This window comes from Salmonella sp. SA15303, from assembly GCF_029962125.1.
Classification (GTDB): Bacteria; Pseudomonadota; Gammaproteobacteria; order Enterobacterales; family Enterobacteriaceae; genus Salmonella; species Salmonella enterica.
Genome location: NZ_CP123924.1, coordinates 1,889,970 through 1,916,135, shown reverse-complemented (window position 1 = coordinate 1,916,135; position 26,166 = coordinate 1,889,970). Strand labels below are relative to the sequence as shown.

The 26,166-nt window shown below is 54.0% G+C and carries 29 protein-coding genes and 2 pseudogenes; 20 read left to right on the top strand and 11 right to left on the bottom strand.

The annotated features are described in order from the left end of the window. Positions 1-10 precede the first annotated feature (10 nt). From pduD to pduX, 18 genes are all read left to right on the top strand, one after another. Entirely contained in the window at positions 11-685 is a 675-nt protein-coding gene (gene pduD, locus QEN31_RS09190) for a propanediol dehydratase medium subunit PduD (protein ID WP_000405048.1), read from the top strand. Positions 686-699: 14 nt separating this feature from the next. Beyond that, positions 700-1,221, top strand: coding sequence for a propanediol dehydratase small subunit PduE (gene pduE, locus QEN31_RS09185; RefSeq protein ID WP_001090597.1), 522 nt, complete (start codon positions 700-702; stop codon positions 1,219-1,221). A 9-nt stretch (positions 1,222-1,230) separates the two neighbouring features. Further along, a complete protein-coding gene (gene pduG / locus QEN31_RS09180) occupies positions 1,231-3,063 on the top strand; it encodes a propanediol dehydratase reactivase alpha subunit PduG (protein WP_001268876.1) in 1,833 nt (610 codons plus the stop codon). Next, positions 3,053-3,403: a propanediol dehydratase reactivase beta subunit PduH gene (pduH, locus tag QEN31_RS09175; RefSeq protein WP_000377961.1), complete on the top strand. Its 351-nt coding sequence runs from the start codon at positions 3,053-3,055 to the stop codon at positions 3,401-3,403. The genes pduG and pduH overlap by 11 nt, the downstream gene beginning before the upstream one ends. 18 nt (positions 3,404-3,421) lie before the next feature. After that, positions 3,422-3,697, top strand: a complete 276-nt coding sequence (pduJ, locus tag QEN31_RS09170) for a propanediol utilization microcompartment protein PduJ (protein WP_001057755.1) — start codon at positions 3,422-3,424, stop codon at positions 3,695-3,697. 3 nt (positions 3,698-3,700) lie between these two features. Further along, complete coding sequence (gene pduK, locus QEN31_RS09165; protein ID WP_001284388.1) at positions 3,701-4,183, top strand: propanediol utilization microcompartment protein PduK; 483 nt, start codon at positions 3,701-3,703, stop codon at positions 4,181-4,183. Then, positions 4,183-4,815: a phosphate propanoyltransferase gene (locus QEN31_RS09160; protein ID WP_000356709.1), complete on the top strand. Its 633-nt coding sequence runs from the start codon at positions 4,183-4,185 to the stop codon at positions 4,813-4,815. Before pduK ends, QEN31_RS09160 begins: the two co-directional genes overlap by 1 nt. After that, positions 4,812-5,303 (top strand): propanediol utilization microcompartment protein PduM, encoded by a 492-nt coding sequence (pduM, locus tag QEN31_RS09155; protein ID WP_001012956.1) that lies wholly within the window; start codon positions 4,812-4,814, stop codon positions 5,301-5,303. The genes QEN31_RS09160 and pduM overlap by 4 nt, the downstream gene beginning before the upstream one ends. Positions 5,304-5,306: 3 nt before the next feature. Next, complete coding sequence (gene pduN / locus QEN31_RS09150; RefSeq protein ID WP_000549824.1) at positions 5,307-5,582, top strand: propanediol utilization microcompartment protein PduN; 276 nt, start codon at positions 5,307-5,309, stop codon at positions 5,580-5,582. Between the two features lie 9 nt (positions 5,583-5,591). Beyond that, on the top strand, positions 5,592-6,602 hold the full coding sequence (gene pduO / locus QEN31_RS09145; protein WP_001029484.1) for a two-domain cob(I)yrinic acid a,c-diamide adenosyltransferase PduO: 1,011 nt from the start codon (positions 5,592-5,594) through the stop codon (positions 6,600-6,602). Continuing rightward, positions 6,599-7,993 carry a CoA-acylating propionaldehyde dehydrogenase PduP gene (gene pduP, locus QEN31_RS09140; protein WP_001097680.1) on the top strand — a complete coding sequence of 465 codons (1,395 nt, stop codon included), beginning with the start codon at positions 6,599-6,601 and terminating at the stop codon, positions 7,991-7,993. The genes pduO and pduP overlap by 4 nt, the downstream gene beginning before the upstream one ends. Positions 7,994-8,004: 11 nt before the next feature. After that, positions 8,005-9,117 carry a 1-propanol dehydrogenase PduQ gene (gene pduQ / locus QEN31_RS09135; RefSeq protein ID WP_001091448.1) on the top strand — a complete coding sequence of 371 codons (1,113 nt, stop codon included), beginning with the start codon at positions 8,005-8,007 and terminating at the stop codon, positions 9,115-9,117. After that, on the top strand, positions 9,114-10,469 hold the full coding sequence (gene pduS, locus QEN31_RS09130) for a cobalamin reductase PduS (protein WP_000100782.1): 1,356 nt from the start codon (positions 9,114-9,116) through the stop codon (positions 10,467-10,469). The genes pduQ and pduS overlap by 4 nt, the downstream gene beginning before the upstream one ends. A 2-nt stretch (positions 10,470-10,471) precedes the next feature. Beyond that, complete coding sequence (pduT, locus tag QEN31_RS09125) at positions 10,472-11,026, top strand: propanediol utilization microcompartment protein PduT (RefSeq protein WP_000075772.1); 555 nt, start codon at positions 10,472-10,474, stop codon at positions 11,024-11,026. After that, positions 11,026-11,376, top strand: coding sequence for a propanediol utilization microcompartment protein PduU (gene pduU, locus QEN31_RS09120; protein WP_000441103.1), 351 nt, complete (start codon positions 11,026-11,028; stop codon positions 11,374-11,376). The genes pduT and pduU overlap by 1 nt, the downstream gene beginning before the upstream one ends. Before the next feature lie 4 nt (positions 11,377-11,380). Further along, positions 11,381-11,833 carry a propanediol utilization protein PduV gene (pduV, locus tag QEN31_RS09115; protein ID WP_000826277.1) on the top strand — a complete coding sequence of 151 codons (453 nt, stop codon included), beginning with the start codon at positions 11,381-11,383 and terminating at the stop codon, positions 11,831-11,833. After that, positions 11,818-13,032 (top strand): propanediol utilization propionate kinase PduW, encoded by a 1,215-nt coding sequence (pduW, locus tag QEN31_RS09110; protein WP_000120647.1) that lies wholly within the window; start codon positions 11,818-11,820, stop codon positions 13,030-13,032. The genes pduV and pduW overlap by 16 nt, the downstream gene beginning before the upstream one ends. A gap of 93 nt (positions 13,033-13,125) precedes the next feature. Continuing rightward, entirely contained in the window at positions 13,126-13,992 is an 867-nt protein-coding gene (gene pduX / locus QEN31_RS09105; RefSeq protein WP_001526166.1) for an L-threonine kinase PduX, read from the top strand. 33 nt (positions 13,993-14,025) lie between these two features. Here the strand turns inward: pduX and QEN31_RS09100 are convergent, their stop codons facing one another. From QEN31_RS09100 to QEN31_RS09065, 8 genes and pseudogenes are all read right to left on the bottom strand, one after another. Then, entirely contained in the window at positions 14,026-14,361 is a 336-nt protein-coding gene (locus tag QEN31_RS09100) for a DUF496 family protein (RefSeq protein ID WP_000450405.1), read from the bottom strand. A 244-nt stretch (positions 14,362-14,605) separates the two neighbouring features. Continuing rightward, positions 14,606-15,664: an FUSC family protein gene (locus QEN31_RS09095; protein ID WP_001200854.1), complete on the bottom strand. Its 1,059-nt coding sequence runs from the start codon at positions 15,662-15,664 to the stop codon at positions 14,606-14,608. Positions 15,665-15,782: 118 nt separating this feature from the next. Then, a complete protein-coding gene (gene sbmC / locus QEN31_RS09090; protein ID WP_000384326.1) occupies positions 15,783-16,250 on the bottom strand; it encodes a DNA gyrase inhibitor SbmC in 468 nt (155 codons plus the stop codon). 150 nt (positions 16,251-16,400) lie between these two features. Continuing rightward, positions 16,401-17,573 (bottom strand): serine-type D-Ala-D-Ala carboxypeptidase DacD, encoded by a 1,173-nt coding sequence (dacD, locus tag QEN31_RS09085; RefSeq protein ID WP_000925044.1) that lies wholly within the window; start codon positions 17,571-17,573, stop codon positions 16,401-16,403. A gap of 123 nt (positions 17,574-17,696) precedes the next feature. Then, the gene (gene phsC, locus QEN31_RS09080) at positions 17,697-18,461 is read right to left on the bottom strand and encodes a thiosulfate reductase cytochrome B subunit (protein ID WP_001092553.1); all 765 of its coding nucleotides are present in this window, start codon (positions 18,459-18,461) and stop codon (positions 17,697-17,699) included. Then, complete coding sequence (gene phsB, locus QEN31_RS09075) at positions 18,458-19,036, bottom strand: thiosulfate reductase electron transport protein PhsB (protein WP_001016236.1); 579 nt, start codon at positions 19,034-19,036, stop codon at positions 18,458-18,460. Before phsB ends, phsC begins: the two co-directional genes overlap by 4 nt. Before the next feature lie 14 nt (positions 19,037-19,050). Continuing rightward, positions 19,051-21,327 carry a thiosulfate reductase PhsA gene (gene phsA / locus QEN31_RS09070; protein WP_000028228.1) on the bottom strand — a complete coding sequence of 759 codons (2,277 nt, stop codon included), beginning with the start codon at positions 21,325-21,327 and terminating at the stop codon, positions 19,051-19,053. Between the two features lie 259 nt (positions 21,328-21,586). After that, positions 21,587-21,679 (bottom strand): annotated as a pseudogene (locus tag QEN31_RS09065) (heavy metal-binding domain-containing protein); the annotation flags it as partial. A 266-nt stretch (positions 21,680-21,945) separates the two neighbouring features. Here QEN31_RS09065 and sopA point away from each other — a divergent pair. Then, complete coding sequence (sopA, locus tag QEN31_RS09060; RefSeq protein WP_000703999.1) at positions 21,946-24,294, top strand: SPI-1 type III secretion system effector HECT-type E3 ubiquitin transferase SopA; 2,349 nt, start codon at positions 21,946-21,948, stop codon at positions 24,292-24,294. A 129-nt stretch (positions 24,295-24,423) separates the two neighbouring features. Here sopA and QEN31_RS25380 read toward each other — a convergent pair. After that, positions 24,424-24,501 (bottom strand): annotated as a pseudogene (locus QEN31_RS25380) (hypothetical protein); the annotation flags it as partial. A 341-nt stretch (positions 24,502-24,842) separates the two neighbouring features. On the opposite strand from QEN31_RS25380, the gene QEN31_RS09055 reads away from it, so the two are divergent. After that, positions 24,843-25,109 (top strand): hypothetical protein, encoded by a 267-nt coding sequence (locus QEN31_RS09055; RefSeq protein ID WP_000798891.1) that lies wholly within the window; start codon positions 24,843-24,845, stop codon positions 25,107-25,109. Positions 25,110-25,124: 15 nt separating this feature from the next. Here QEN31_RS09055 and QEN31_RS09050 read toward each other — a convergent pair whose 3' ends face one another. Both QEN31_RS09050 and QEN31_RS09045 read right to left on the bottom strand, forming a co-directional pair. Beyond that, entirely contained in the window at positions 25,125-25,316 is a 192-nt protein-coding gene (locus QEN31_RS09050) for a DUF2767 family protein (RefSeq protein WP_000343069.1), read from the bottom strand. A gap of 108 nt (positions 25,317-25,424) precedes the next feature. Next, on the bottom strand, positions 25,425-26,147 hold the full coding sequence (locus QEN31_RS09045; protein WP_001033375.1) for a hypothetical protein: 723 nt from the start codon (positions 26,145-26,147) through the stop codon (positions 25,425-25,427). Positions 26,148-26,166: the final 19 nt, after the last annotated feature.

The following is a 26,166-nucleotide window of genomic DNA, read 5'->3' as shown; positions in this document are numbered from 1 at the left end:
GGGGTGAGAAATGGAAATTAATGAAAAATTGCTGCGCCAGATAATTGAAGACGTACTCCGCGATATGAAGGGCAGCGATAAACCCGTCTCGTTTAATGCGCCTGCGGCATCCACAGCACCACAGACCGCTGCGCCTGCGGGCGACGGCTTTCTGACCGAAGTGGGCGAAGCGCGCCAGGGCACTCAGCAGGACGAAGTCATTATCGCCGTCGGCCCGGCATTTGGCCTGGCGCAAACCGTCAATATCGTCGGCTTACCGCATAAGAGCATTCTGCGCGAAGTCATTGCCGGTATTGAAGAAGAAGGCATCAAGGCGCGCGTGATTCGCTGCTTTAAATCTTCCGACGTGGCGTTCGTCGCCGTTGAAGGTAACCGCCTGAGCGGATCCGGCATCTCCATCGGCATCCAGTCGAAAGGTACTACGGTTATCCACCAGCAGGGGCTACCGCCGCTCTCCAACCTGGAGCTGTTCCCGCAGGCACCGCTGCTGACGCTGGAAACCTACCGTCAGATTGGTAAAAACGCCGCCCGCTATGCGAAACGAGAATCACCGCAGCCGGTCCCTACGCTCAATGACCAGATGGCACGCCCGAAGTACCAGGCAAAGTCGGCCATTTTGCATATTAAAGAGACCAAGTACGTCGTGACGGGCAAAAACCCGCAGGAACTGCGCGTGGCGCTTTGATAAAGGATAACTCCATGAATACCGACGCAATTGAATCGATGGTCCGGGACGTATTGAGCCGCATGAACAGCCTGCAGGGCGATGCGCCAGCAGCGGCTCCTGCGGCAGGCGGCACGTCCCGCAGCGCAAAGGTCAGCGACTACCCGCTGGCGAACAAACACCCGGAATGGGTGAAAACCGCCACCAATAAAACGCTGGACGACTTTACGCTGGAAAACGTGCTGAGCAATAAAGTCACCGCTCAGGATATGCGTATTACCCCGGAAACCCTGCGCTTACAGGCCTCTATCGCCAAAGATGCGGGTCGCGACCGGCTGGCGATGAACTTCGAACGCGCCGCCGAACTGACCGCGGTACCGGACGATCGCATTCTTGAAATCTACAACGCCCTTCGTCCGTATCGTTCAACGAAAGAAGAGCTGCTCGCTATCGCCGACGATCTCGAAAACCGTTATCAGGCAAAGATTTGCGCAGCTTTCGTTCGTGAAGCGGCAGGGCTGTACGTTGAGCGTAAAAAACTCAAAGGCGACGATTAAGGATTTCGTATGCGATATATAGCTGGCATTGACATCGGTAACTCATCAACGGAAGTCGCACTGGCGCGGCAAGATGAGACTGGCGCACTGACGATTACACACAGCGCGCTGGCGGAAACCACCGGGATCAAAGGCACGTTGCGTAACGTGTTCGGCATTCAGGAAGCGCTCGCCCTCGTCGCAAAGCGCGCGGGGATCAATGTCAGAGATATTTCGCTCATCCGCATTAACGAAGCCACGCCGGTGATTGGCGATGTGGCGATGGAAACCATTACCGAAACCATCATCACCGAATCGACAATGATCGGCCATAACCCAAAAACGCCGGGCGGAGCAGGCCTTGGTGTGGGTATCACGATTACGCCGGAGGAGCTGTTAACCCGCCCGGCGGACTCGTCCTATATTCTGGTGGTATCGTCAGCCTTTGATTTTGCTGATATCGCCAATGTTATCAACGCCTCAATGCGCGCCGGATACCAGATTACCGGCGTCATTTTGCAGCGCGACGATGGCGTACTGGTCAGCAACCGGCTGGAAAAATCGCTACCGATTGTCGATGAAGTTCTGTACATCGACCGCATTCCGCTGGGGATGCTGGCGGCGATTGAAGTCGCCGTGCCGGGAAAGGTTATCGAAACCCTCTCTAACCCTTACGGCATCGCCACCGTATTTAATCTCAACGCCGATGAGACAAAAAACATCGTCCCGATGGCGCGCGCGCTGATTGGCAACCGTTCCGCCGTGGTGGTTAAAACGCCATCCGGCGACGTCAAAGCGCGCGCAATACCCGCCGGTAACCTGGAGCTGCAGGCTCAGGGTCGTACCGTGCGCGTGGATGTTGCCGCCGGTGCCGAAGCCATCATGAAAGCGGTGGACGGTTGCGGCAAGCTCGACAACGTCACCGGCGAGGCCGGGACCAATATCGGCGGCATGCTGGAGCACGTGCGCCAGACCATGGCCGAACTGACCAACAAGCCGAGCAGTGAGATTTTCATTCAGGATCTACTGGCCGTTGACACCTCGGTTCCGGTGAGCGTCACCGGCGGTCTGGCCGGGGAGTTCTCGCTGGAGCAGGCCGTCGGCATCGCCTCGATGGTGAAATCAGACCGTCTGCAGATGGCGATGATTGCCCGTGAAATTGAGCAGAAGCTTAATATCGACGTGCAGATCGGCGGCGCTGAGGCTGAAGCCGCCATTCTGGGCGCGCTGACCACGCCGGGTACCACCCGACCGCTGGCGATCCTCGACCTCGGCGCGGGCTCCACCGATGCCTCCATCATCAACCCTAAAGGCGAAATCATCGCCACCCATCTCGCCGGGGCAGGCGACATGGTCACGATGATTATTGCCCGCGAACTGGGGCTGGAAGACCGCTATCTGGCGGAAGAGATCAAAAAATACCCGCTGGCTAAGGTCGAAAGCCTGTTCCACTTACGCCACGAGGACGGCAGCGTCCAGTTCTTCCCGACGCCGCTGCCTCCCGCCGTGTTCGCCCGCGTCTGCGTGGTGAAACCGGACGAACTGGTGCCGCTTCCCGGCGACTTAGCGCTGGAAAAAGTGCGCGCCATTCGCCGCAGCGCTAAAGAACGCGTCTTTGTCACCAACGCCCTGCGCGCGCTGCGCCAGGTCAGTCCAACCGGCAACATTCGCGATATTCCGTTCGTGGTGCTGGTCGGCGGCTCGTCGCTGGATTTCGAAGTTCCGCAGCTGGTCACCGATGCGCTGGCGCACTACCGCCTGGTCGCCGGGCGAGGAAATATTCGCGGCAGCGAAGGCCCAAGAAACGCGGTGGCCACCGGCCTGATTCTCTCCTGGCATAAGGAGTTTGCGCATGGACAGTAATCACAGCGCCCCGGCTATCGTCATTACCGTTATCAACGACTGCGCCAGCCTCTGGCACGAAGTGCTGCTGGGCATTGAAGAGGAAGGCATCCCTTTCCTGCTTCAGCATCACCCGGCTGGAGATATCGTTGACAGCGCCTGGCAGGCGGCGCGCAGCTCGCCGCTGCTGGTCGGCATTGCCTGCGATCGACACTCGCTGGTCGTGCATTACAAGAATTTACCCGCATCGGCGCCGCTTTTTACGCTGATGCATCATCAGGACAGTCAGGCCCAACGCAACACCGGTAATAACGCGGCACGGCTGGTCAAAGGGATCCCCTTTCGGGATCTCCATGCTTAATCACAGGAGAACGGCAGTATGAATAACGCACTGGGACTGGTTGAAACAAAAGGGCTGGTCGGCGCCATTGAAGCCGCCGATGCAATGGTTAAATCCGCCAACGTACAGCTGGTGGGCTACGAAAAAATTGGTTCTGGCCTGGTGACCGTCATGGTTCGCGGCGATGTCGGCGCGGTTAAAGCAGCCGTAGATGCCGGCAGCGCAGCGGCAAGCGTCGTGGGTGAAGTGAAATCCTGCCACGTTATCCCGCGTCCGCACAGCGATGTTGAGGCCATTTTACCGAAATCAGCCTAATCGATGGCGAATAAGGAGCACCGCGTGAAGCAATCACTGGGATTACTTGAAGTTTGTGGTCTGGCACTGGCTATCAGCTGCGCCGATATCATGGCGAAATCCGCTTCTATCACGCTGCTCGCCCTCGAAAAGACCAATGGTTCAGGCTGGATGGTGATTAAAATTACCGGTGATGTGGCCTCCGTTCAGGCGGCTATCACCACCGGTGCGCATTTCGCCGAACAGCGGAATGGCCTGGTGGCCCACAAGGTTATCGCCAGGCCCGGAGAAGGGATCCTGCTCGCAGAGACACCCTCCCCCTCCGTCATTGAACCTGAGCCTGAAGCGTCAGAGATAGCTGATGTCGTTTCTGAAGCGCCAGCCGAAGAGGCCCCGCAGGAATCAGAACTGGTCAGCTGCAATCTGTGTCTGGATCCAAAATGTCCGCGCCAGAAGGGCGAACCTCGTACGCTTTGCATTCATTCCGGCAAGCGAGGTGAAGCGTAATGGATAAAGAGCTTCTGCAATCAACGGTCCGTAAAGTTCTCGACGAGATGCGCCAGCGGCCTATTCCGCTGGGCGTCTCAAACCGTCATATCCACCTGTCCGCACAGGATTATGAGCGGCTGTTTCCCGGCCATCCCATCAGCGAGAAAAAAGCGCTGCTGCAGCCGGGACAATACGCCGCGGAGCAAACCGTCACTCTGGTGGGACCGAAAGGGCAGCTCAAAAATGTGCGCCTGCTCGGCCCGCTGCGCTCGGTAAGCCAGGTGGAAATTTCGCGTACCGATGCGAGAACGCTGGGGATTGCCGCGCCGCTGAGAATGTCCGGCAACCTGAAGGGGACGCCGGGCATCCGCCTGGTCAGCCCCTTTGCCGAACTGGAGCTGCCTTCCGGGGTTATCGTCGCGCAGCGGCATATCCATATGTCGCCGCTTGATGCGCTGATCCTGCGGGTTTCCCACGGCGATATGGTCTCCGTGGCGATTGAAGGCGACGATCGCGGGCTGATTTTCAACAACGTGGCGATTCGCGTTTCACCGGACATGCGCCTCGAAATGCACATTGATACCGATGAAGCCAACGCCGCTGGTGCCGATAACCCGCATGCCTTTGCCCGGCTGGTAGGCCCGCGATGAACGGCGAAACCCTGCAGCGCATTGTCGAGGAGATTGTCTCCCGGCTGCATCGCCGTGCCCAGAGCACGGCGACGCTGAGCGTTACGCAACTTCGCGATGCCGACTGTCCAGCACTGTTCTGTCAGCACGCGTCGCTGCGCATCCTGCTCATCGACCTGCCGCTGCTGGGTCAGCTTGCGGATGCAGAAACCGGCGATGCCGCCGCCCGGAAAATTCACGACGCGCTGGCGTTTGGCATCCGCGTACAGCTCAGCCTGCACAGCCAGCTGCTGCCGGTTATCCCGGTAAAAAAACTGGCTCGTCTGCCGCTGGTATTCACCGATGAGCACGGACTGCCGCTGGTTCTGCATGCGGGTTCGGTGCTGAGCTATCGCGATGTCGCGCTGCTAAGCCGGGGGCGTGTGGTTGTCCACCGCAAATGCATCGTGACCGCCATGGCGCGTGACGCGGCCAATGCGCGGAATATTCAATTAATTAAGCAGGAGTAAATCATGCATCTGGCACGAGTCACGGGCGCGGTTGTCTCCACGCAAAAATCACCTTCTTTGATTGGGAAAAAGCTGCTGCTGGTGCGTCGGGTCAGCGCCGATGGCGAACTCCCCGCCTCGCCCACCTCCGGCGATGAAGTGGCCGTGGACTCCGTCGGCGCGGGCGTCGGCGAACTGGTTTTGCTCAGCGGCGGCTCCAGCGCCAGGCACGTTTTTTCCGGGCCAAATGAGGCCATTGACCTCGCCGTTGTCGGCATTGTAGATACGCTTTCGTGTTAAGGGGCGGTTATGGCGATTTATACCCGAACAGGTGACGCTGGCACCACATCACTGTTTACCGGCCAGCGGGTGAGCAAAACCCACCCGCGGGTTGAAGCCTACGGCACGCTGGATGAGCTGAACGCCGCGCTGAGCCTGTGCGCCTGCGCCGCTGCGGATGAAAACCACCGCACCTTACTCGAGGCCATCCAGCAGCAACTTTTTTGGTTTAGCGCAGAGCTGGCCAGCGACAGCGAGCAGCCATCGCCCAAACAGCGCTACATCAGCAGCGAAGAGATTTCGGCCCTGGAAGCCGCTATCGATCGGGCGATGGCCCGCGTCGAACCGCTGCACAGCTTTATTTTACCCGGACGCTGCGAAGCCGCGAGCCGCTTACATTTTGCCCGCACGCTGGCGCGCCGCGCCGAACGCCGTCTGGTTGAACTGGCAACTGAAGTCAACGTACGTCAGGTGCTGATGCGCTATATCAACCGCTTATCGGACTGCCTGTACGCCCTGGCCCGCGCGGAAGATAGCGATGCGCACCAGGCCAACATCATCCGTGAAGTTAGCAAGCGCTATCTGGCTGCCTGCCAGCCGCCCCACAGCAAGGAGACGACGCCAGTGGCCCTCTCATTCCACGATCTGCACCAGCTCACCCGCGCCGCCGTTGAACGCGCGCAGCAACTGCAGGTTCCGGTAGTCGTCAGCATCGTTGACGCGCACGGCACGGAAACTGTGACCTGGCGGATGCCGGACGCCCTGCTGGTCAGCAGCGAGCTGGCGCCGAAAAAGGCCTGGACCGCAGTGGCGATGAAAACGGCGACCCATGAGCTGAGCGATGTCGTTCAGCCGGGCGCCGCGCTTTACGGTCTGGAAAGTCATTTACAGGGAAAAGTGGTCACCTTTGGCGGCGGTTACGCCCTGTGGCGCGACGGCATATTAATTGGGGGTCTTGGCATCAGCGGCGGCAGCGTTGAGCAGGACATGGACATAGCACAGACCGCCATCGCGGCTATTAACGTGGGAACTCATCAATGAATACTTCTGAACTCGAAACCCTGATTCGCACCATTCTTAGCGAGCAATTAACCACGCCGGCGCAAACGCCGGTCCAGCCTCAGGGCAAAGGGATTTTCCAGTCCGTGAGCGAGGCCATCGACGCCGCGCACCAGGCGTTCTTACGTTATCAGCAGTGCCCGCTAAAAACCCGCAGCGCCATTATCAGCGCGATGCGTCAGGAGCTGACGCCGCTGCTGGCGCCCCTGGCGGAAGAGAGCGCCAATGAAACGGGGATGGGCAACAAAGAAGATAAATTTCTCAAAAACAAGGCTGCGCTGGACAACACGCCGGGCGTAGAAGATCTCACCACCACCGCGCTGACCGGCGACGGCGGCATGGTGCTGTTTGAATACTCACCGTTTGGCGTTATCGGTTCGGTCGCCCCAAGCACCAACCCGACGGAAACCATCATCAACAACAGTATCAGCATGCTGGCGGCGGGCAACAGTATCTACTTTAGCCCGCATCCGGGAGCGAAAAAGGTCTCTCTGAAGCTGATTAGCCTGATTGAAGAGATTGCCTTCCGCTGCTGCGGCATCCGCAATCTGGTGGTGACCGTGGCGGAACCCACCTTCGAAGCGACCCAGCAGATGATGGCCCACCCGCGAATCGCAGTACTGGCCATTACCGGCGGCCCGGGCATTGTGGCAATGGGCATGAAGAGCGGTAAGAAGGTGATTGGCGCTGGCGCGGGTAACCCGCCCTGCATCGTTGATGAAACGGCGGACCTGGTGAAAGCTGCGGAAGATATCATCAACGGCGCGTCATTCGATTACAACCTGCCCTGCATTGCCGAGAAGAGCCTGATCGTAGTGGAGAGTGTCGCCGAACGTCTGGTGCAGCAAATGCAAACCTTCGGCGCGCTGCTGTTAAGCCCTGCCGATACCGACAAACTCCGCGCCGTCTGCCTGCCTGAAGGCCAGGCGAATAAAAAACTGGTCGGCAAGAGCCCATCGGCCATGCTGGAAGCCGCCGGGATCGCTGTCCCTGCAAAAGCGCCGCGTCTGCTGATTGCGCTGGTTAACGCTGACGATCCGTGGGTCACCAGCGAACAGTTGATGCCGATGCTGCCAGTGGTAAAAGTCAGCGATTTCGATAGCGCGCTGGCGCTGGCCCTGAAGGTTGAAGAGGGGCTGCATCATACCGCCATTATGCACTCGCAGAACGTGTCACGCCTGAACCTCGCGGCCCGCACGCTGCAAACCTCGATATTCGTCAAAAACGGCCCCTCTTATGCCGGGATCGGCGTCGGCGGCGAAGGCTTTACCACCTTCACTATCGCCACACCAACCGGTGAAGGGACCACGTCAGCGCGTACTTTTGCCCGTTCCCGGCGCTGCGTACTGACCAACGGCTTTTCTATTCGCTAACTGAGGTCGCGATGAATACCTTCTCACTACAAACGCGGTTGTACAGCGGTCAGGGCAGCCTGGCGGTGCTCAAGCGCTTTACCAATAAGCACATCTGGATAATCTGCGATGGCTTTCTGGCGCACTCTCCGCTGCTGGATACCCTGCGTAACGCGCTGCCCGCAGATAACCGCATCAGCGTCTTTAGCGAGATAACGCCGGACCCCACCATCCACACAGTGGTTCAGGGCATTGCGCAAATGCAGGCTCTGCAACCGCAGGTGGTGATCGGTTTTGGCGGCGGCTCGGCAATGGACGCGGCGAAAGCGATTGTCTGGTTTAGCCAGCAGAGCGGGATCAACATCGAAACCTGCGTGGCGATCCCGACCACCAGCGGCACCGGCTCGGAAGTGACCAGCGCCTGCGTAATTAGCGACCCGGATAAAGGCATCAAGTATCCGCTGTTCAACAATGCGCTGTATCCGGATATGGCGATCCTCGACCCGGAGCTGGTGGTCAGCGTACCGCCGCAGATTACCGCCAACACCGGCATGGACGTGCTGACCCACGCCCTGGAGGCCTGGGTGTCACCGCGCGCCAGCGACTTTACCGACGCGCTAGCGGAAAAAGCCGCCAAACTGGTGTTCCAGTATCTGCCCACGGCGGTGGAAAAAGGCGACTGCGTGGCGACGCGCGGGAAAATGCACAATGCCTCAACGCTCGCCGGGATGGCCTTCAGCCAGGCGGGGCTGGGGCTTAACCACGCGATAGCCCACCAGCTTGGCGGGCAGTTTCATCTGCCGCATGGCCTGGCCAACGCCCTGCTGTTAACCACGGTTATCCGTTTTAACGCCGGCGTTCCGCGCGCCGCCAAACGCTACGCGCGGCTGGCCAAAGCCTGCGGTTTTTGCCCGGCAGAAGCCAATGATATCGCGGCGATCAATGCGCTGATTCAGCAAATCGAACTGCTTAAGCAACGCTGTGTCCTTCCCTCACTGGCCGTTGCGCTTAAAGAAGGAAGATCCGACTTTTCCGCACGCATTCCGGCGATGGTGCAGGCTGCGCTGGCTGACGTTACGCTGCGCACTAACCCGCGCCCGGCCAATGCCGAAGCCATTCGGGAACTGCTGGAGGAACTGCTATGAGCACCGCCATCAACAGCGTTGAAATGTCCCTTAGCGCCGATGAAATTCGCGAGCGCGTTCGCGCAGCGGGCGTTGTCGGCGCGGGCGGCGCAGGTTTTCCCGCTCACGTCAAACTACAGGCGCAGGTAGAGATTTTTCTGGTGAACGCCGCCGAATGTGAACCGATGCTCAAAGTTGACCAGCAACTGATGTGGCAGCAAGCTGCGCGCCTTGTGCGCGGCGTACAGTACGCCATGACGGCAACCGGCGCGCGCGAAGGGGTGATAGCCCTGAAAGAAAAATACCGCCGGGCCATCGACGCCCTCACCCCACTGCTGCCAGACGGTATCCGCCTGCATATCCTGCCGGATGTATATCCGGCAGGCGATGAGGTGCTGACTATCTGGATGGCAACCGGTCGTCGGGTCGCCCCGGCTGCGCTACCGGCCAGCGTCGGCGTGGTCGTCAATAACGTGCAAACGGTGCTAAATATTGCCCGAGCGGTCGAGCAGCGGTTTCCGGTCACTCGTCGCACGTTGACCGTGAACGGCGCGGTCGCCAGACCGTTGACCGTTACTGTTCCCATCGGCATGTCGCTGCGGGAAGTACTGGCGCTGGCGGGCGGCGCAACGGTCGACGACCCTGGTTTTATTAACGGCGGCCCGATGATGGGTGGCCTGATTACCTCTCTTGATAATCCGGTGACGAAAACTACCGGCGGCCTGCTGGTGCTCCCCAAAAGCCATCCGCTTATCCAGCGGAGAATGCAGGACGAGCGCACGGTGCTTTCCGTCGCGCGCACCGTCTGCGAACAGTGCCGACTGTGTACCGATCTCTGTCCGCGACACCTGATCGGCCACGAACTCTCTCCGCACCTGCTGGTGCGGGCGGTGAACTTTCATCAGGCTGCCACGCCGCAGCTGCTGCTGAGCGCCCTTACCTGTTCGGAATGCAACGTTTGCGAAAGCGTGGCCTGTCCGGTGGGGATCTCGCCGATGCGCATCAACCGCATGTTAAAACGCGAGCTACGGGCGCAAAACCAGCGCTACGAAGGGCCGCTGAATCCGGCCGACGAGATGGCGAAATATCGCCTCGTGCCGGTGAAGCGGCTGATCGCCAAACTGGGACTAAGCCCCTGGTACCAAGAAGCGCCGCTGGTTGAAGAAGAACCGTCAGTAGAAAAAGTCACTTTGCAGCTGCGCCAGCATATTGGTGCCAGCGCGGTAGCGAACGTTGCGGTGGGAGAACGCGTGACGCGCGGGCAATGCGTTGCTGATGTCCCGCCTGGCGCGCTCGGCGCACCCATTCACGCCAGCATCGACGGCGTTGTATCGGCCATCAGCGAACAGGCCATCACTGTTGTAAGAGGTTAACCATGTCTCAGGCTATAGGAATTTTAGAACTCACCAGCATCGCCAAAGGCATGGAGCTTGGTGATGCCATGCTGAAAAGCGCCAACGTCGATCTACTGGTCAGCAAGACCATCTGTCCGGGGAAGTTTTTACTGATGCTGGGCGGCGATATCGGCGCTATCCAGCAGGCCATTGAAACCGGTACGTCGCAGGCCGGCGAGATGCTCGTCGACAGCCTGGTGCTGGCGAATATTCATCCCAGCGTACTTCCGGCCATCAGCGGCCTGAACAGCGTCGATAAGCGCCAGGCGGTAGGTATCGTCGAAACCTGGAGCGTGGCGGCCTGCATTAGCGCCGCAGACCGGGCGGTGAAAGGCTCAAACGTCACCCTGGTGCGGGTGCATATGGCCTTCGGTATCGGCGGTAAATGCTACATGGTGGTGGCGGGCGACGTTTCTGACGTCAATAACGCCGTGACGGTTGCCAGCGAAAGCGCGGGCGAGAAAGGGTTGTTGGTTTACCGTTCGGTGATCCCACGCCCGCATGAAGCCATGTGGCGACAGATGGTGGAGGGGTAATGGAAAGACAACCGACAACGGATCGCATGATTCAGGAATACGTGCCGGGGAAACAGGTCACTCTCGCGCACCTGATTGCTAATCCAGGGAAAGATCTCTTTAAGAAGCTGGGCCTGCAGGATGCAGTGTCCGCCATTGGCATCCTTACCATCACGCCGAGCGAAGCATCGATTATCGCCTGCGATATCGCCACCAAATCCGGCGCGGTGGAAATTGGTTTTCTCGATCGCTTTACCGGTGCCGTGGTGCTGACCGGCGACGTTTCTGCCGTCGAGTATGCCCTCAAGCAGGTAACGCGCACGCTGGGCGAAATGATGCAGTTCACCACTTGCTCGATCACCCGGACGTAAAGTCATGAAGCGTTTGATGTTTATCGGCCCCAGCCAGTGCGGAAAAACCTCGCTGACCCAAAGCCTGCGCGGCGAAGCGCTCCATTATAAGAAAACTCAGGCCATTGAATGGTCGCCGATGGCCATCGATACGCCGGGCGAATATCTGGAGAACCGCTGCCTGTACAGCGCCCTGCTGACCAGCGCCTGCGAGGCCGACGTCATCGCCCTGGTGCTGAATGCCGACGCCCAGTGGTCGCCCTTTTCTCCGGGTTTTACCGCCCCGATGAACCGCCCGACGATTGGCCTGGTCACCAAGGCCGATCTCGCCGAGCCGCAGCGTATTTCGCTGGTTGCGGAGTGGCTTACGCAGGCTGGCGCACAGCAGATTTTTATTACCAGCGCGCTGAATAACTCGGGTCTCGACGCCGTGCTGGATTTTCTGAATTCGAAGGAACCTTTATGTCTTACAAAATAATGGCCATTAACGCCGGTAGCTCATCGTTAAAATTTCAGCTGCTGGAGATGCCGCAGGGCGACATGCTCTGTCAGGGGCTGATTGAGCGTATCGGTATGGCAGATGCGCAGGTGACAATTAAGACGCACAGCCAAAAATGGCAGGAAACCGTCCCCGTTGCCGATCATCGCGATGCGGTAACGCTGCTTCTGGAAAAGCTGCTGGGTTATCAAATCATTAACAGTCTGCGGGACATTGATGGGGTGGGCCATCGTGTGGCGCACGGCGGTGAGTTTTTTAAAGACTCGACGCTGGTCACGGATGAAACGTTAGCGCAAATCGAACGTCTTGCTGAACTGGCCCCGCTTCACAACCCGGTAAACGCGTTGGGTATTCACGTTTTTCGTCAACTGTTGCCTGATGCCCCTTCCGTAGCCGTGTTTGATACGGCATTTCACCAGACGCTGGATGAACCCGCCTATATTTACCCGCTTCCCTGGCATTATTACGCTGAACTGGGGATTCGCCGTTATGGCTTTCATGGCACCAGCCATAAGTATGTCAGCGGCGTTCTGGCGGAAAAGCTGGGCGTACCACTCAGCGCATTACGGGTGATTTGTTGTCATCTTGGAAACGGTAGCAGCATCTGCGCCATCAAGAACGGGCGTTCGGTCAATACGTCGATGGGCTTTACGCCGCAGTCAGGCGTGATGATGGGCACCCGTAGCGGAGATATTGATCCCTCTATTCTGCCGTGGATAGCCCAGCGCGAAAGCAAAACGCCGCAACAGTTGAATCAGTTATTAAATAATGAGTCAGGCTTGCTGGGCGTTTCTGGCGTGTCGTCTGATTACCGCGATGTCGAACAGGCAGCCAATACCGGTAACCGGCAGGCTAAACTCGCTCTCACTCTGTTTGCCGAACGCATTCGCGCCACCATTGGCAGCTATATTATGCAAATGGGAGGACTGGATGCGCTGGTATTCACTGGGGGCATTGGCGAGAACTCAGCGCGCGCCAGATCGGCGGTGTGCCATAATTTGCAATTTTTGGGCTTAGCCGTTGATGAAGAGAAAAATCAGCGTAATGCGACATTTATCCAGACGGAGAACGCCCTGGTGAAAGTCGCCGTCATCAACACCAACGAAGAGTTAATGATCGCACAAGACGTTATGCGCATTGCGCTACCGGCCACGGAAGGGCTTTGTGTACCAGCCTGAGAGGGTTATACGACGCATTGCGGCAAGTCATGGTAATAACGCTTTTACCATGACACTATGCGCGCACACTATTCGTACCTGAAAGGTGATAATGTGGCTGTTGCGCAATGCCCCGCCTCATGCGGGGAACTTATCCAGGGATGGATTCTGGGCAGTGAGAAACTGGTCTCCTGCCCCGTTGACTGGTACAGCACCGTAGCAGTCACGGCTGCGCCGCCGTTGATAAACGAGCGCCCATTGTCGCGGGCGATGGTGGAGCGCGTTCTGGCGCACTGGCAGTATCCTGCGCACTGGAGTAACGAGATTCGCGTCGATGTGCGTTCGTCAATTCCCGTTGCCAAAGGCATGGCCAGCAGCACCGCAGATATTGCCGCTACGGCGGTGGCAACGGCGCATCATCTTGGCCATTCGCTGGATGAAACCACCCTTGCACAGCTTTGCGTCTCAATCGAACCCACTGATAGCACCGTTTTTCATCAGTTAACGCTGTTTGATCATAATAATGCGGCCACGCAAATCGCCTGCGAGCCACCGCCGCCAATCGATTTGCTGGTACTGGAAAGCCCGGTCACACTGCGCACGCAAGATTACCACCGTCTCCCTCGCCAGCAGAAATTAATAGCAAGTTCAGCAACCTTGCAACAGGCCTGGAATCTGGTGCAGGAAGCCTGTATAACGCAAAATCCGCTCCGGCTGGGTGAGGCGGCTACGCTTAGCGCTATCGCCAGCCAGACGCTGTTACCTAAGCCGGGCTTTACCGCCCTGCTGTCGCTGGTCGAAGAGTGTGATTTATACGGATTGAACGTGGCGCATAGCGGTAGCGTGGTGGGTCTGATGCTGGACCGGAAACGTCATGATATTGCGCGTCTGAAAGGTAAGCTGGCAGAGAAAAAACTTACCCGACACTGGCCAAAACAACATTTACTCAAGATGGTCACTGGCGGGGTCAAACTGCAGTGAGAGCCTGATATACGCTCCCACTGCCGTAGCGCATTATTCGGCTTTTACATCGGCGTGTTTCATTTCGCCCATCGCTTTCAGCTTTTTGGAAATGTCGCGACGCTCTTTGGAGATTTCGGCATTTTTAATGATGTAGTCATCAACGCGATCTTCATAGTCGCTTTTCATACTGGCGATGATACCCTGAATCGCCTCAACGCTCATACCTGGCTTGATGTAGTCGCTCAGGTTGTCCAGCAGCAGCACACGCTTCTGGTTGTCACGGATCTTCTTCTCAATGTCCTGAATTTCACGCTGCAGTTTATTTTTGCGACGGAACAGACGAACAAACTCCAGCACGTCCTGGAAAGAAGGCTTGGTTGTTTCCATTTTTACACCCCTGATAATGTGAGATTCGGATTCGTTAAGCAACTGCTAGTGGATAAACATTACGTTTATCCCCGTCATACTTCAAGCCGCCAGAGGAAACACCGTTACGTCGCCGTCTGGGGAAACCTGAAGGTTCGGGGATAAAATCGTTGCCAGTAGCACTCATTTTATCCTTATATTAGTATCATACTCTTAATCTTTGCTGAATCGAAGCAGCAACAAATTCATTCGCCCCATCTGCTTTTTATTTGCGCAAAGCCCGGCAGATCAAATGTGAAAGCAGTTCCAACTGTCGGGCAGTTTCCATACTTAGCCAAACATAGCCGTGGATGGGGGTTTCAGCCACCGCGTCGCCCTGCTGCTCGTTCATTAGCTGCCGCAACTCGGCAGCAATATCATTCAGTTTACCGGTGTTTGCCAGTACCGGCTGCGGGTTGCCTTCAAACAACGCGTGGGCGATCGTTAGCAAGGTTTGCTGCGTCATCTGCTGGGTTTCACGCAATGTGTGCGCGTTAAGCATCACAAAATGGCTGGCGCGCGTCGCCCAGTGGGCATTGATTTGTAATTCAAGCATACAAACCAGGTTGCGGTTGATGGTCTGAATGGCCTCGAAAATAGATTTTTGTATCCGGGTTTCTTTACTGGCAGGCGTTATCAGCCCGCGCATTTTGACGACATCGTTCAGCAACCGTTGCAAATGTTTATCCAACCGGGGGCGCTCCAGCAAATTCGGCGACAGCGCTGCCTGATACACCCGATTATACGCCGTGACGCAATGCGCCAGTTGGATGCGCCAGTGCAAAAAGGCGCGCTGGGGCCAGATGCCGGTAAACAACATTGCCAGTAGCGACCCCAAAATCACATCCCCGCCACGCCATAATGCCGTATCCATATCACCAGCGGGAGCGCCGACAACAACGGCAAGCGTTATGCCTATCAGTAGCGCCTGATACGGTTTTTTCCCTAAGGCCAGCCAGCCGCACAAAAACATCGCTATCGCACACCACACCAGCATCAGCGGTAAGGAAAAGAGCTCCAGGCGTAGCGCCACCAGCCCTAACGCCGCGCCCAGAATCGTACCGCCTATGCGCTCAAAAGCACGAGGCACTACATTTCCCCAGAATGAGATGGGCCCCATAATCACCACTAACGTGATTAGCGGCCATGTGCCCTCGGGAATAGAAAACAGACGAACCAGCAGAAAGGTAAGAATGAACGCCAGGGCGATACGTATGCCATGCACGATGCGATAATGACGGTACAACCGTATTTCAAAAGGGCTTAATGACTTATCGGCACGCACGCTTGCGCTCCTTACGGGAATGGCAAAAAATGCATTGTACCTGCTTTATAGCAAAAATAGCGCACTGGCGGACGGAACACATTATCCGTCCGCTCTTTTCAGCCAGGAAACCAGTCGTTCACTTCCGCTGTACCGGAATATACATTTCAATATCCCAGTATCCATCTTCCATGCCGTTATTCAGATAGGTTTCAAAACAGGGCGCAGAGGCTATCTGATAAGCGCTATCCTGCTCCAGGACATCAAAAAACCGTTCCCACGGCTTCGCAAAGTCACGGTCTTCCACTCGCGCGACAGCAGTGGCATATTCGCCGCCTTCAATGGCGGTCACGATTACGCCTTCGCTATTGTCCGGCAGGATGAAATTCTCTGCCACGGACACCACGGTATCGCAGCGGAGTTTTTCTGCAGGTACGACATCTGGATTGTCGTAATAGACGGCAATCCATTCAACTGGCACGATCCGCTGTCGATCCACCCACGTCATCAGTTGTTCAAAACCCTGCTTCACGGTGTGTTCCCATGGACCGACCATGTGGAAACCGGCTATCTTGCGTTTTTGTTCCTGCCTGATTTCGTAATCCATGCTGCCTCCGTCACTTTACTATACTGTATGAATGTACAGTATAATTACAGCCTTTTACGGTCACAAGGACAGCGTGATCATTTTGTGAGCAACCTCGCAATCCCGCCCTTTTGACACCTCAGATGACGGTGAACGGTGTGTGACAACGGCTTACGCTTTATGCTGAAAATAGTCGCTCAGACGAGAGAACATACCGCCTTTACCCACCGACTCCAGAGTGACCAGCGGCCACTGAGCGATCAGTTTATCCCGATCGTATAGCTCTATTTCACCTACCCGTTGATGAGCGGCGATTGGCGCCTCCAGCTCTTTTCTATCCAGCACATATTTTGCTTTGATATGCGGAATTTCCGCTTTAGGCAGCGCCATCCAGAAATCCTGTTCCGTACCCAGCGCAATCTTTTCTTTATCTCCATACCAGATTCGCTCGCTGCCCACTTTTTTACCGCTGTGCAAAATCTGCACCGTCGCAAAGTTTTGCTGGCCCCACTGCAACAGTTTTCGCGCCTGTTCCTCACGGCCTTTCGAACTTTTCGCCCCCATCACGACGGCGATAAGTCGACGCTGCCCGTCCACCGCCGATGCGATAAGATTAAATCCCGCCCCCGATGTGTGTCCGGTTTTAAGCCCATCGATATGCATGGTCTTATCCCACAACAAGCCGTTGCGGTTCTGCTGCGTGATGCCGTTCCAGGTCAGGCTTTTCTCGCTGTACATGTGATAAAATTCAGGTTCGCCGTGAATAATCGCCCGGGAGAGTACGGCCAGATCATACGCGGAGCTATGTTGTCCCGGCGCATCCAGACCGTGGACGGTTTCAAAATGGGTATCCTGCAAATTGAGTTTTTTCACATAGCTGTTCATCATCGCCACAAACTGCGGCTGCCCGCCCGCGATATAATCCGCCAGCGCCACACAGGCATCGTTACCGGAATCCACAATTAAGCCACGGCTTAAATCGCGTACCGACACGCGATCCCCTTCTTTTAAAAACATCAACGAGGAGCCGACAAACACCGGATTATCCTTCGCCCAGGCGTCGCGCCCAACTGTGACGATATCGTCAGGGCTGATACGATGACTATCGATGGCGCGATCGACGACGTAGCCCGTCATTAGCTTGGTAAGGCTGGCGGGATTACGTTGCTGGTGTTCATTACCGGCGGTAAGAACCTGTCCCGTAGTGTAATCCATCAACACCCAGGCGCCTGCATCAATGGCTGGCGGTTGGGGAGCAAAACTTACGGCATCGGCCGCAAGCGCAGGAGAAAGGTGCATCGCGAATAAAGAAGCGGCAATAAACAAACGGCGTTTCAACAGCATGTCCTCAGGATGGTCTCTATTTGCCGTTCTTTTTACGGAAGTTCAGTTAAACAAACATGGATAAATTGCAAGAAAATGTGACACAAGGCACATTTTCTTGCTGACATTATTTTATGGATACGCTCAGACGGCGGACTTATCCCCGCGCGGCGCGGTACGATGACGATGATAGCCGTCAACCATGCTACGGAAAATTTGTCCCGGCGTGTCGCCAAGAGTACACAGATAGAGATGCGCGCAAATAAACAGTAAGCCGATGATAGCAAGCGCCATATGCAGCACCAGCATCACAGGGCCCAGACCCGCAACCTGCGGATAGAGACACAGCAAACCGGTGATGATTAACAGCGGTACCAGCGCGTACATAATCGCCAGATATGCCAGTTGTTGCAGTGGATTGAACTTATTCTGCTCTGTTGCCGCGAACGGATGCGCTTCCCCTTTCATAATGCCAAAAAGGTAAAAACGCGTCTGGCGTATGCAGCGCGTTACCAGTCCGGAAAAATTTACCCGATAGTGACGCCCGTTACCTGTGGTGAGGTTGATCAGCACAAACCCGACCCAGAAAGCCAGTAAGGCAAAACCACACCAGGTATGCACTTGTACCATTAGCGCTACAGGGCCGAGAGAAAAATGACCAAATAAACCGCTTAACAGTAATAAAACAAACAGTAACGCATTTCCCCAATGCCAACGGCGAATCGCCAGCGAGTAGAGATAGTCACGATGCTCTTCGCCGCCCGCCGTTTTTGGCGCCAGCATCCGGCGCAATAACGCATGGATAACCAGCCCAACAAGCATGAGCAGCACCACGACGCCTGCGTAAATTAACCACAGCGGCCAATAATCTGGCGCATAGTGTAGTTCCGCTCCCCAGATAGTATTCATGCTTTACCCTCCTGATGGACTTCTTTACGACGGTACAGACTGACCGCGCCGCTACGCGCTTCCTGCTGGCGATAGACCTCTTTCTGACCGACCCAGCGCTGGATCTCGCTCTCATCCAGTCTGCCGAATTTCAGCGCGTCCGTTGGGCAAACGGATACGCACGCCGGAGACTGGCCAGCCGCCAACCGCGTGTCGGCACAGAAGTTACACTTGTCGGCGACGCCGGTTTGCGGATTCAAATAGCGCACATGGAAAGGACACGCGGCAACACAATAATCGCAGCCAATACAGCGCGATTTATCCACCTGCACGATCCCGTTTTCATCACGATATGACGCTCCGGTAGGACAAACGCTGACACATGGCGCATTTTCACAGTGCTGACAGGAGACGCGGACAAATTGAAAATGGGTTAGTGCGTTGGATGCCTGTTCAGGGGCGCGAATTTGTACCTGTACGCGGCTAAATCCCTCCGGTACGTCATTAAGCACTTTGCAGGCAACGGTACACGCCTGGCAGCCGATACAACGTTTTTCATCATGCAGCATGACGTACTGATTCGTTAAATGATTCATGGTTCCCTCCTCCCTCATGCCCGGCTCAGCGTCACGCCTGCGGTATGCACTACCGTACCGGATACCGGACTCGTCACGTGCGGCAGTAAATTTCCGCAGTGGATACCGTGTGTCGTCGCCGCCGTTTTGGCCCCAGCTTTAGCGCCAAATCCCATATAGACAAAAAGCGTGTCCGGGCGGATACCGGGCGTCACCAGCGCCTTACCTTTCTCTTTACCCGTGGCATTTTCCAGCCAGATCTCATCGCCGGTCTTAATGCCTTTTTCTTGCGCCGTTTGCGGATGAACCCAGACCGCGTTATCCCACATTAGCTCGCTGAGTAAAGGTACGTACTGCGTCGCGCCATTGGTATGCACGGCCACCTTGCCCTGAATGAAGTAAAGCTCATTCTCTTTTTTCAGCGCAAAGTCACGAACGCGCGGAACGCCGTAGCCAGGGAGCAATTCCTCCAGGGTTGCGGAATAAAGTTCGATTTTGCCGGAGGGCGATTTGAAGCGAAGCTGTTCGCCATAGGTGTTGTCACTGTCCGTCGCGATAGCGCCGGGGTAACGCGCCGTAAACTGACGAACGGATTCTGGTTCGCGTAATAGCAGCGGAACGCCCCATTCGAGATACCCTTTCTGTCGCAGTTCCTTCGCTAAGGCATGGTCGCCGTTCAACTGATAGAGTTGGCGCGTCTGCATATCCTGCCACGGATAGTACTGCCCTAATCCCAACTGCTCGCCAAGTTCTTTCCAGATTTGCCAACTCGGACGCGCCTCGCCAATCGGCTCTACGACCTGTTGGCGCAGAGCGTAAGCCGGGTGCAGTCCCGACATATCGGATACCTCTTCGTCCCGTTCGAGATAGGTGCATTCCGGCAGCAGATAGTCGGCATATGCCGCGCTCTCGCTCAAATAGACATCGCAGCTGACCACCAGATCCAGTTGCTCAACGGTTTTTACCAGGTCCGAACGACAGGTGACGGTCTGGAAAGGATTATGCCGCGACATAATCCACGCCTTTATCGGGTAAGGCTTCTGGGTTAACGCCGAGTCAATAATGCTTTGCACCACGCCGCCGCCAGCGGCGATATATTTAAACTGCGGTGCGACCAAATCGATGCGTTGCGCCGTCGGTTTCGGCATATTTTTAATGTTGAGTTTCGCCAGCGTTGGCGCGACCTTTTCTCCGGCCAGTTTATTGTAAACAGACGCGTTTTTTTTCTGATATAGCCCGCCTTCGCGCTCAATATTACCGAGCAGCACATTAAGCGTAAAAATCATACGCCGCATATCGATCTCTTCCTGCGAGAACGTCGCGCGATGACCAGGACTGACAATAGCGTGAGGCGCGCAGGCAGCCAGTTCGCGTGTCACCCGGACAATAACGTCGGCTGGGACATCGGCCTGCGCGGCGGCCCATTCCGGCGTCGTCTCTTTTACCGCCTGTGCTAACTGTTCAAATCCGCTGGTATAACGCTCAACAAAAGACGCATCGTAGAGCTGTTCATCAATCATGACATGGCACATCGCCAGCAGAACCGCTAAATCCCCCCCGGGACGAATAGCGTGCCACTCATCCGCCTTGCTGGAAAATATCGACAAACGCGGATCGAAGCTCACCATTTTGGCCCCCTTCTCCTGCGCGGTCATTAACTCATGGGTATCGGCAACTTCAATCCCTTCATACAAATTGTGGCCAAACGAAACCAGATAGCGCGTGTTAGCGATATCCATCGCCAGATCGCCGCCCATCATCACTTTTGCCGCAATGGCTTTCCCGGCAGGGCATGTTGAGGCGTGAGTAAAGGTATTAGGCGAACCAAAGGCCGTAGCCAGATGGAAAAGATGGCTGGAGAGCGAGCCCGATTTGGAAGAGAAAGCCACGCTCTCGGGGCCATGCTGCGCTTTGATGGCATTCATTTTCGCCGCGATTTCCTGGTAAGCCTGTTGCCAGCTAATCACCTGCCATTCACCGTCGCCGCGTGGCCCGGTGCGTTTCATAGGTTTTACAATCCGTTGCGGGTCATTGACCAGGCTGACGCCGCTCCCGCCCCTGGCGCATATGCGCGTCCCCTGCTGCGGCGCAGAAGGATTGCCCTGGATAAAAACGGTCTTGTTATTGACTACCTGCGCCTGAATAGGGCAACGAAAGGAACACATTTCGCACAAACTTGGCGTTAGCGTGGTTTTACCGTTAATGCCGGCAATCGGGTTGCGCGCCAGCGCCCCGGGCGGAAAAGCGCCCAGCGCGCAGGCAGAGCAGCCTATGCCTACCCCCTGCAAAAAAGAACGACGACTAATGCTCATATAACCTCCTGTTATTAGATATAGCTGAAGATTATATTTAATTTGTATTATGAAATGTCGGCTTCAATCACAATTTGAAATAGTTGTTAAAATGAGCATGCCAACACGATAAAACCTTTTATTTTATAAATATTTTACATTTCCTGAACACGCACATGGACTGTCATCGAATAATCAGCAGAATTACCAAACAACCCGCTGTTAATTATAAAAATGATACAATTCCAATAACACGTAATAATATTTAAAAGAAAACGATTATTTCCTGAAAAGCGATTTCACGCGCTTTACGCAGTTCTTTTTCATACGCGCCGGAACGTCCGCCGACGATATCCCAAATGCCGGCGAAAAACGCTGGTTGAGCATCGAAGCGGGTTTACTTTTGCGTGCATACGGGCTCCGTTACCCGACCCGCTCTCTTATGCCTGGATTTTTCCGCAGATACGCCAGCGTCCCACAATACGGTGACATGATGACAGGATGGACACTTTCTGAAAGAAACCTGCCAGATAGCATGGTGAATTGTGATCTCCATCGCCATACCGACATATGAAGCTTACTTTTAAGGCGTTAAAAATCCAGACCGTTTTTCCATAATGATGTTGATAAGGAATTCTAATGAAGATATCATCAGGCGCAATTAATTTTTCTACTATTCCTAACCAGGTTAAAAAATTAATTACCTCTATTCGTGAACATACGAAAAACGGGCTCACCTCAAAAATAACCAGTGTTAAAAACACGCATACATCTTTAAATGAAAAATTTAAAACAGGAAAGGACTCACCGATTGAGTTCGCGTTACCACAAAAAATAAAAGACTTCTTTCAGCCGAAAGATAAAAACACCTTAAACAAAACATTGATTACTGTTAAAAATATTAAAGATACAAATAATGCAGGCAAGAAAAATATTTCAGCAGAAGATGTCTCAAAAATGAATGCAGCATTCATGCGTAAGCATATTGCAAATCAAACATGTGATTATAATTACAGAATGACAGGTGCGGCCCCGCTCCCCGGTGGAGTCTCTGTATCAGCCAATAACAGGCCTACGGTTTCTGAAGGTAGAACACCACCAGTATCCCCCTCCCTCTCACTTCAGGCTACGTCTTCCCCGTCATCACCTGCCGACTGGGCTAAGAAACTCACGGATGCAGTTTTACGGCAGAAAGCCGGAGAAACCCTTACGGCCGCAGATCGCGATTTTTCAAACGCAGATTTCCGTAATATTACATTCAGCAAAATATTGCCCCCCAGCTTCATGGAGCGAGACGGCGATATTATTAAGGGGTTCAACTTTTCAAATTCAAAATTTACTTATTCTGATATATCTCATTTACATTTTGACGAATGCCGATTCACTTATTCGACACTGAGTGATGTAGTCTGCAGTAATACAAAATTTAGTAATTCAGACATGAATGAAGTGTTTCTACAGTATTCAATTACTACACAACAACAGCCCTCTTTTATTGATACAACATTAAAAAATACGCTTATACGTCACAAAGCCAACCTCTCTGGCGTTATTTTAAATGAACCGGATAATTCATCACCTCCGTCAGTATCAAGGGGCGGAAATTTTATTCGTCTAGGTGATATCTGGCTGCAAATGCCACTCCTTTGGACTGAGAACGCTGCGGATGGATTTTTAAATCATGAGCACAATAATGGTAAAAGTATTCTGATGACCATTGACAGTCTGCCCGATAAATACAGTCAGGAAAAAGTCCGGGCAATGGAAGACCTGGTTAAGTCATTGCGGGATGGCCGCTTAACAGAGGCAGGTATCCGGCCAGTTGAAAGTTCGCTGGTAAGCGTACTGGCCCACCCCCCCTATACGCAAAGTGCGCTTATCAGCGAGTGGCTCGGGCCTGTTCAGGAACGTTTTTTTGCCCACCAGTGCCAGACCTATAATGACGTTCCCCTGCCGGCTCCTGACACATATTATCAGCAGCGCATACTGCCTGTGTTGCTGGATTCGTTTGACAGGAACAGCGCCGCCATGACCACTCACAGCGGACTCTTTAATCAGGTGATTTTACACTGTATGACAGGCGTGGACTGCACTGATGGCATCCGCCAGAAAGCTGCAGCGCTTTATGAACAGTATCTTGCTCACCCGGCGGTGTCTCCCCACATCCATAATGGGCTCTTCGGCAATTATGACGGCAGCCCGGACTGGACAACCCGCGCTGCAGATAATTTCCTGCTGCTTTCCTCCCAGGATTCAGACACGGCGATGATGCTCTCCACTGACACGCTGTTAACAATGCTAAACCCTACTCCTGACACTGCATGGGACAACTTTTACCTGCTGCGAGCCGGAGAGAACGTTTCCACCGCGCAAATCTCTCCGGTAGAGTTATTCCGTCATGACTTTCCGGTGTTTCTCGCCGCATTTAATCAGCAGGCCACGCAGCGACGCTTTGGGGAGCTGATTGATATCATCCTCAGCACTGAAGAGCACGGGGAGCTGAACCAGCAGTTTATTGCCGCCACGAACCAGAAACATTCCACCGTGAAGTTGATTGATGATGCCTCAGTGTCGCGTCTGGCCACCATTTTTGACCCCTTGCTTCCTGAAGGCAAACTCAGCCCGGCACACTACCAGCACATCCTCAGTGCTTATCACCTGACGGACGCCACCCCACAGAAGCAGGCGGAAACCCTGTTCTGTCTCAGTACCGCATTCGCACGCTATTCCTCCAGCGCCATTTTCGGCACTGAGCATGACTCTCCGCCGGCCCTGAGAGGCTATGCGGAGGCGCTGATGCAGAAAGCCTGGGAGCTGTCTCCGGCGATCTTCCCGTCCAGCGAACAGTTTACCGACTGGTCCGACCGTTTTCACGGCCTCCATGGCGCCTTTACCTGTACCAGCGTTGTGGCGGATAGTATGCAACGTCATGCCAGAAAATATTTCCCGAGTGTTCTGTCATCCATCCTGCCACTGGCCTGGGCCTAGTCCAGCCTCAACCCGCATGAAATTAAGGGACACAGCGTTGTGTCCCTCTGTACATAGACCCGTTTTAGTCCATGCATTTTTTGAGATCCCGGCCAGATTGCCCCTGGCCTAAATTCCATACAGTACTAAATCAGAATCAGTAATTTCAGATGGACCGGAATATGGTTTACCATAGAGGGAGCGTAGCTTAGTGTCGCTGATGATCATTTTAGTATTTTGTACTCACCATCGCATGTACGAACATTAGCAACAATATCAATTGGTGTACAAATACAATCAATCAACGACAAAATAAAAGAATAAAATATTTCATATACATATAACATCAGGCGTGTACATCAAGTGACAGTTAAAAACGACAGCATACAGAGCACATTCCTCTTCCACGATTACGAAAACAAAATCACAACCCACTGAATTAAATAGAATTAAACAAAAGTAACATATAAAAATGTACTTAATTATGTACTCACACCCCTAAATTTGCCATTTGACTGATAGCCTAAATTTGAATAATACTGTACAAAAAACCAGTACGGGAGCACCACATGAAAAACACTGAATCTAACGTAAGCAGCTTACCCGAACTCACCAGTTTTGAAGTAGGCTATTCCCTTCGAACTAATGAAGTTTACCTGTCCGCTTCATTCACAGATAACATGGCCTGTATACCAAACTGGCCAATTAAAGAGTTTCCTGACCAGTTTATGTGTATCTCTCGTACTCGGGCGGTTGCACTCATAGAAGAGCTTCAAAAGGCTATCGACTACATGAACGCGGGGATAGAACGTCGCTCAGAAAATTTAATCCAGTAAATAGGAAGGTTTACGCTATTCCATTACATCTTTTGCAACAGCATAGATTCTGGACAGATACGCATCATCACTCTGATCCGAGTGCGCTTGCAGCATCAGGTTTATGCTGTTTTTGGTAACTGGCTGATTAGTTTCTTTTAGCATGACTACTGCGCGTCCAATAACCCTGCATATATCGTCAAAAACAGCTTGTTTTTCCTCATCCATAACTGTTTCTCGCTCTGTTATCGCTGAACCAACATCATTGTAATATAGGCCATAGTGCACCATTTATGTCTATATATTTCTATGGTTATAAACATATTGATATGTATTTTATTTAACCTTTTTACAATCAAATACATCAATACTACCCGCAAATTCGAGTGCCGAAGTGTGTGTTACCACCGCCCCGTTAAATTGGCTTACAGGCAAAGTATTAAATATTTGAATTTCGTAAGCATGACCATCATAACTAGCCGATACGGTTATGGAGCCATCAGCCGCCCGTCCATATCGCTCACCTGAGTCAGAATCAACAACTTCTAATTTTGGTGAGATAATCTGCTTATCGTCAGGAAAAAGGAAACCAACGGAATCAACGTTGTCCTTTACACGTACTCTCATGCGACTAGTATCAACTGGCCCACCAGATTGATTTAACGTCATTCGACAATAAAAAAGGTCTCCTTTTTTTACTGATGTTTGTTTATTTTTATTGGCTATTTTTTGCCGTTTCTTCTCTATTTTTTCGTTCTCAGAATAATACATACTAACAGTGCAATACCTATCCGAAGATTCAAAGCATTTATCAACCAATCGGTGGAGAAATTCACTTGTCTCCCCACCATTATCAACTAGTTTAGTTCGTAACACAGTAACGCTTAGAGGAGGCTGATGTACCAATGACTGAGGAACTAAAAAACTTGGCACGTACTGCGGACCATACTCCAATAGGTAATCCCGCTTTTGCTCGATTGTTTTTGCTTTACCTTTATCCCAAGCACTACAACCGATCATAAAAAATGACAACAAAACTACTATACCAATTTTATTCATTTTTCATCCCTAAACATAT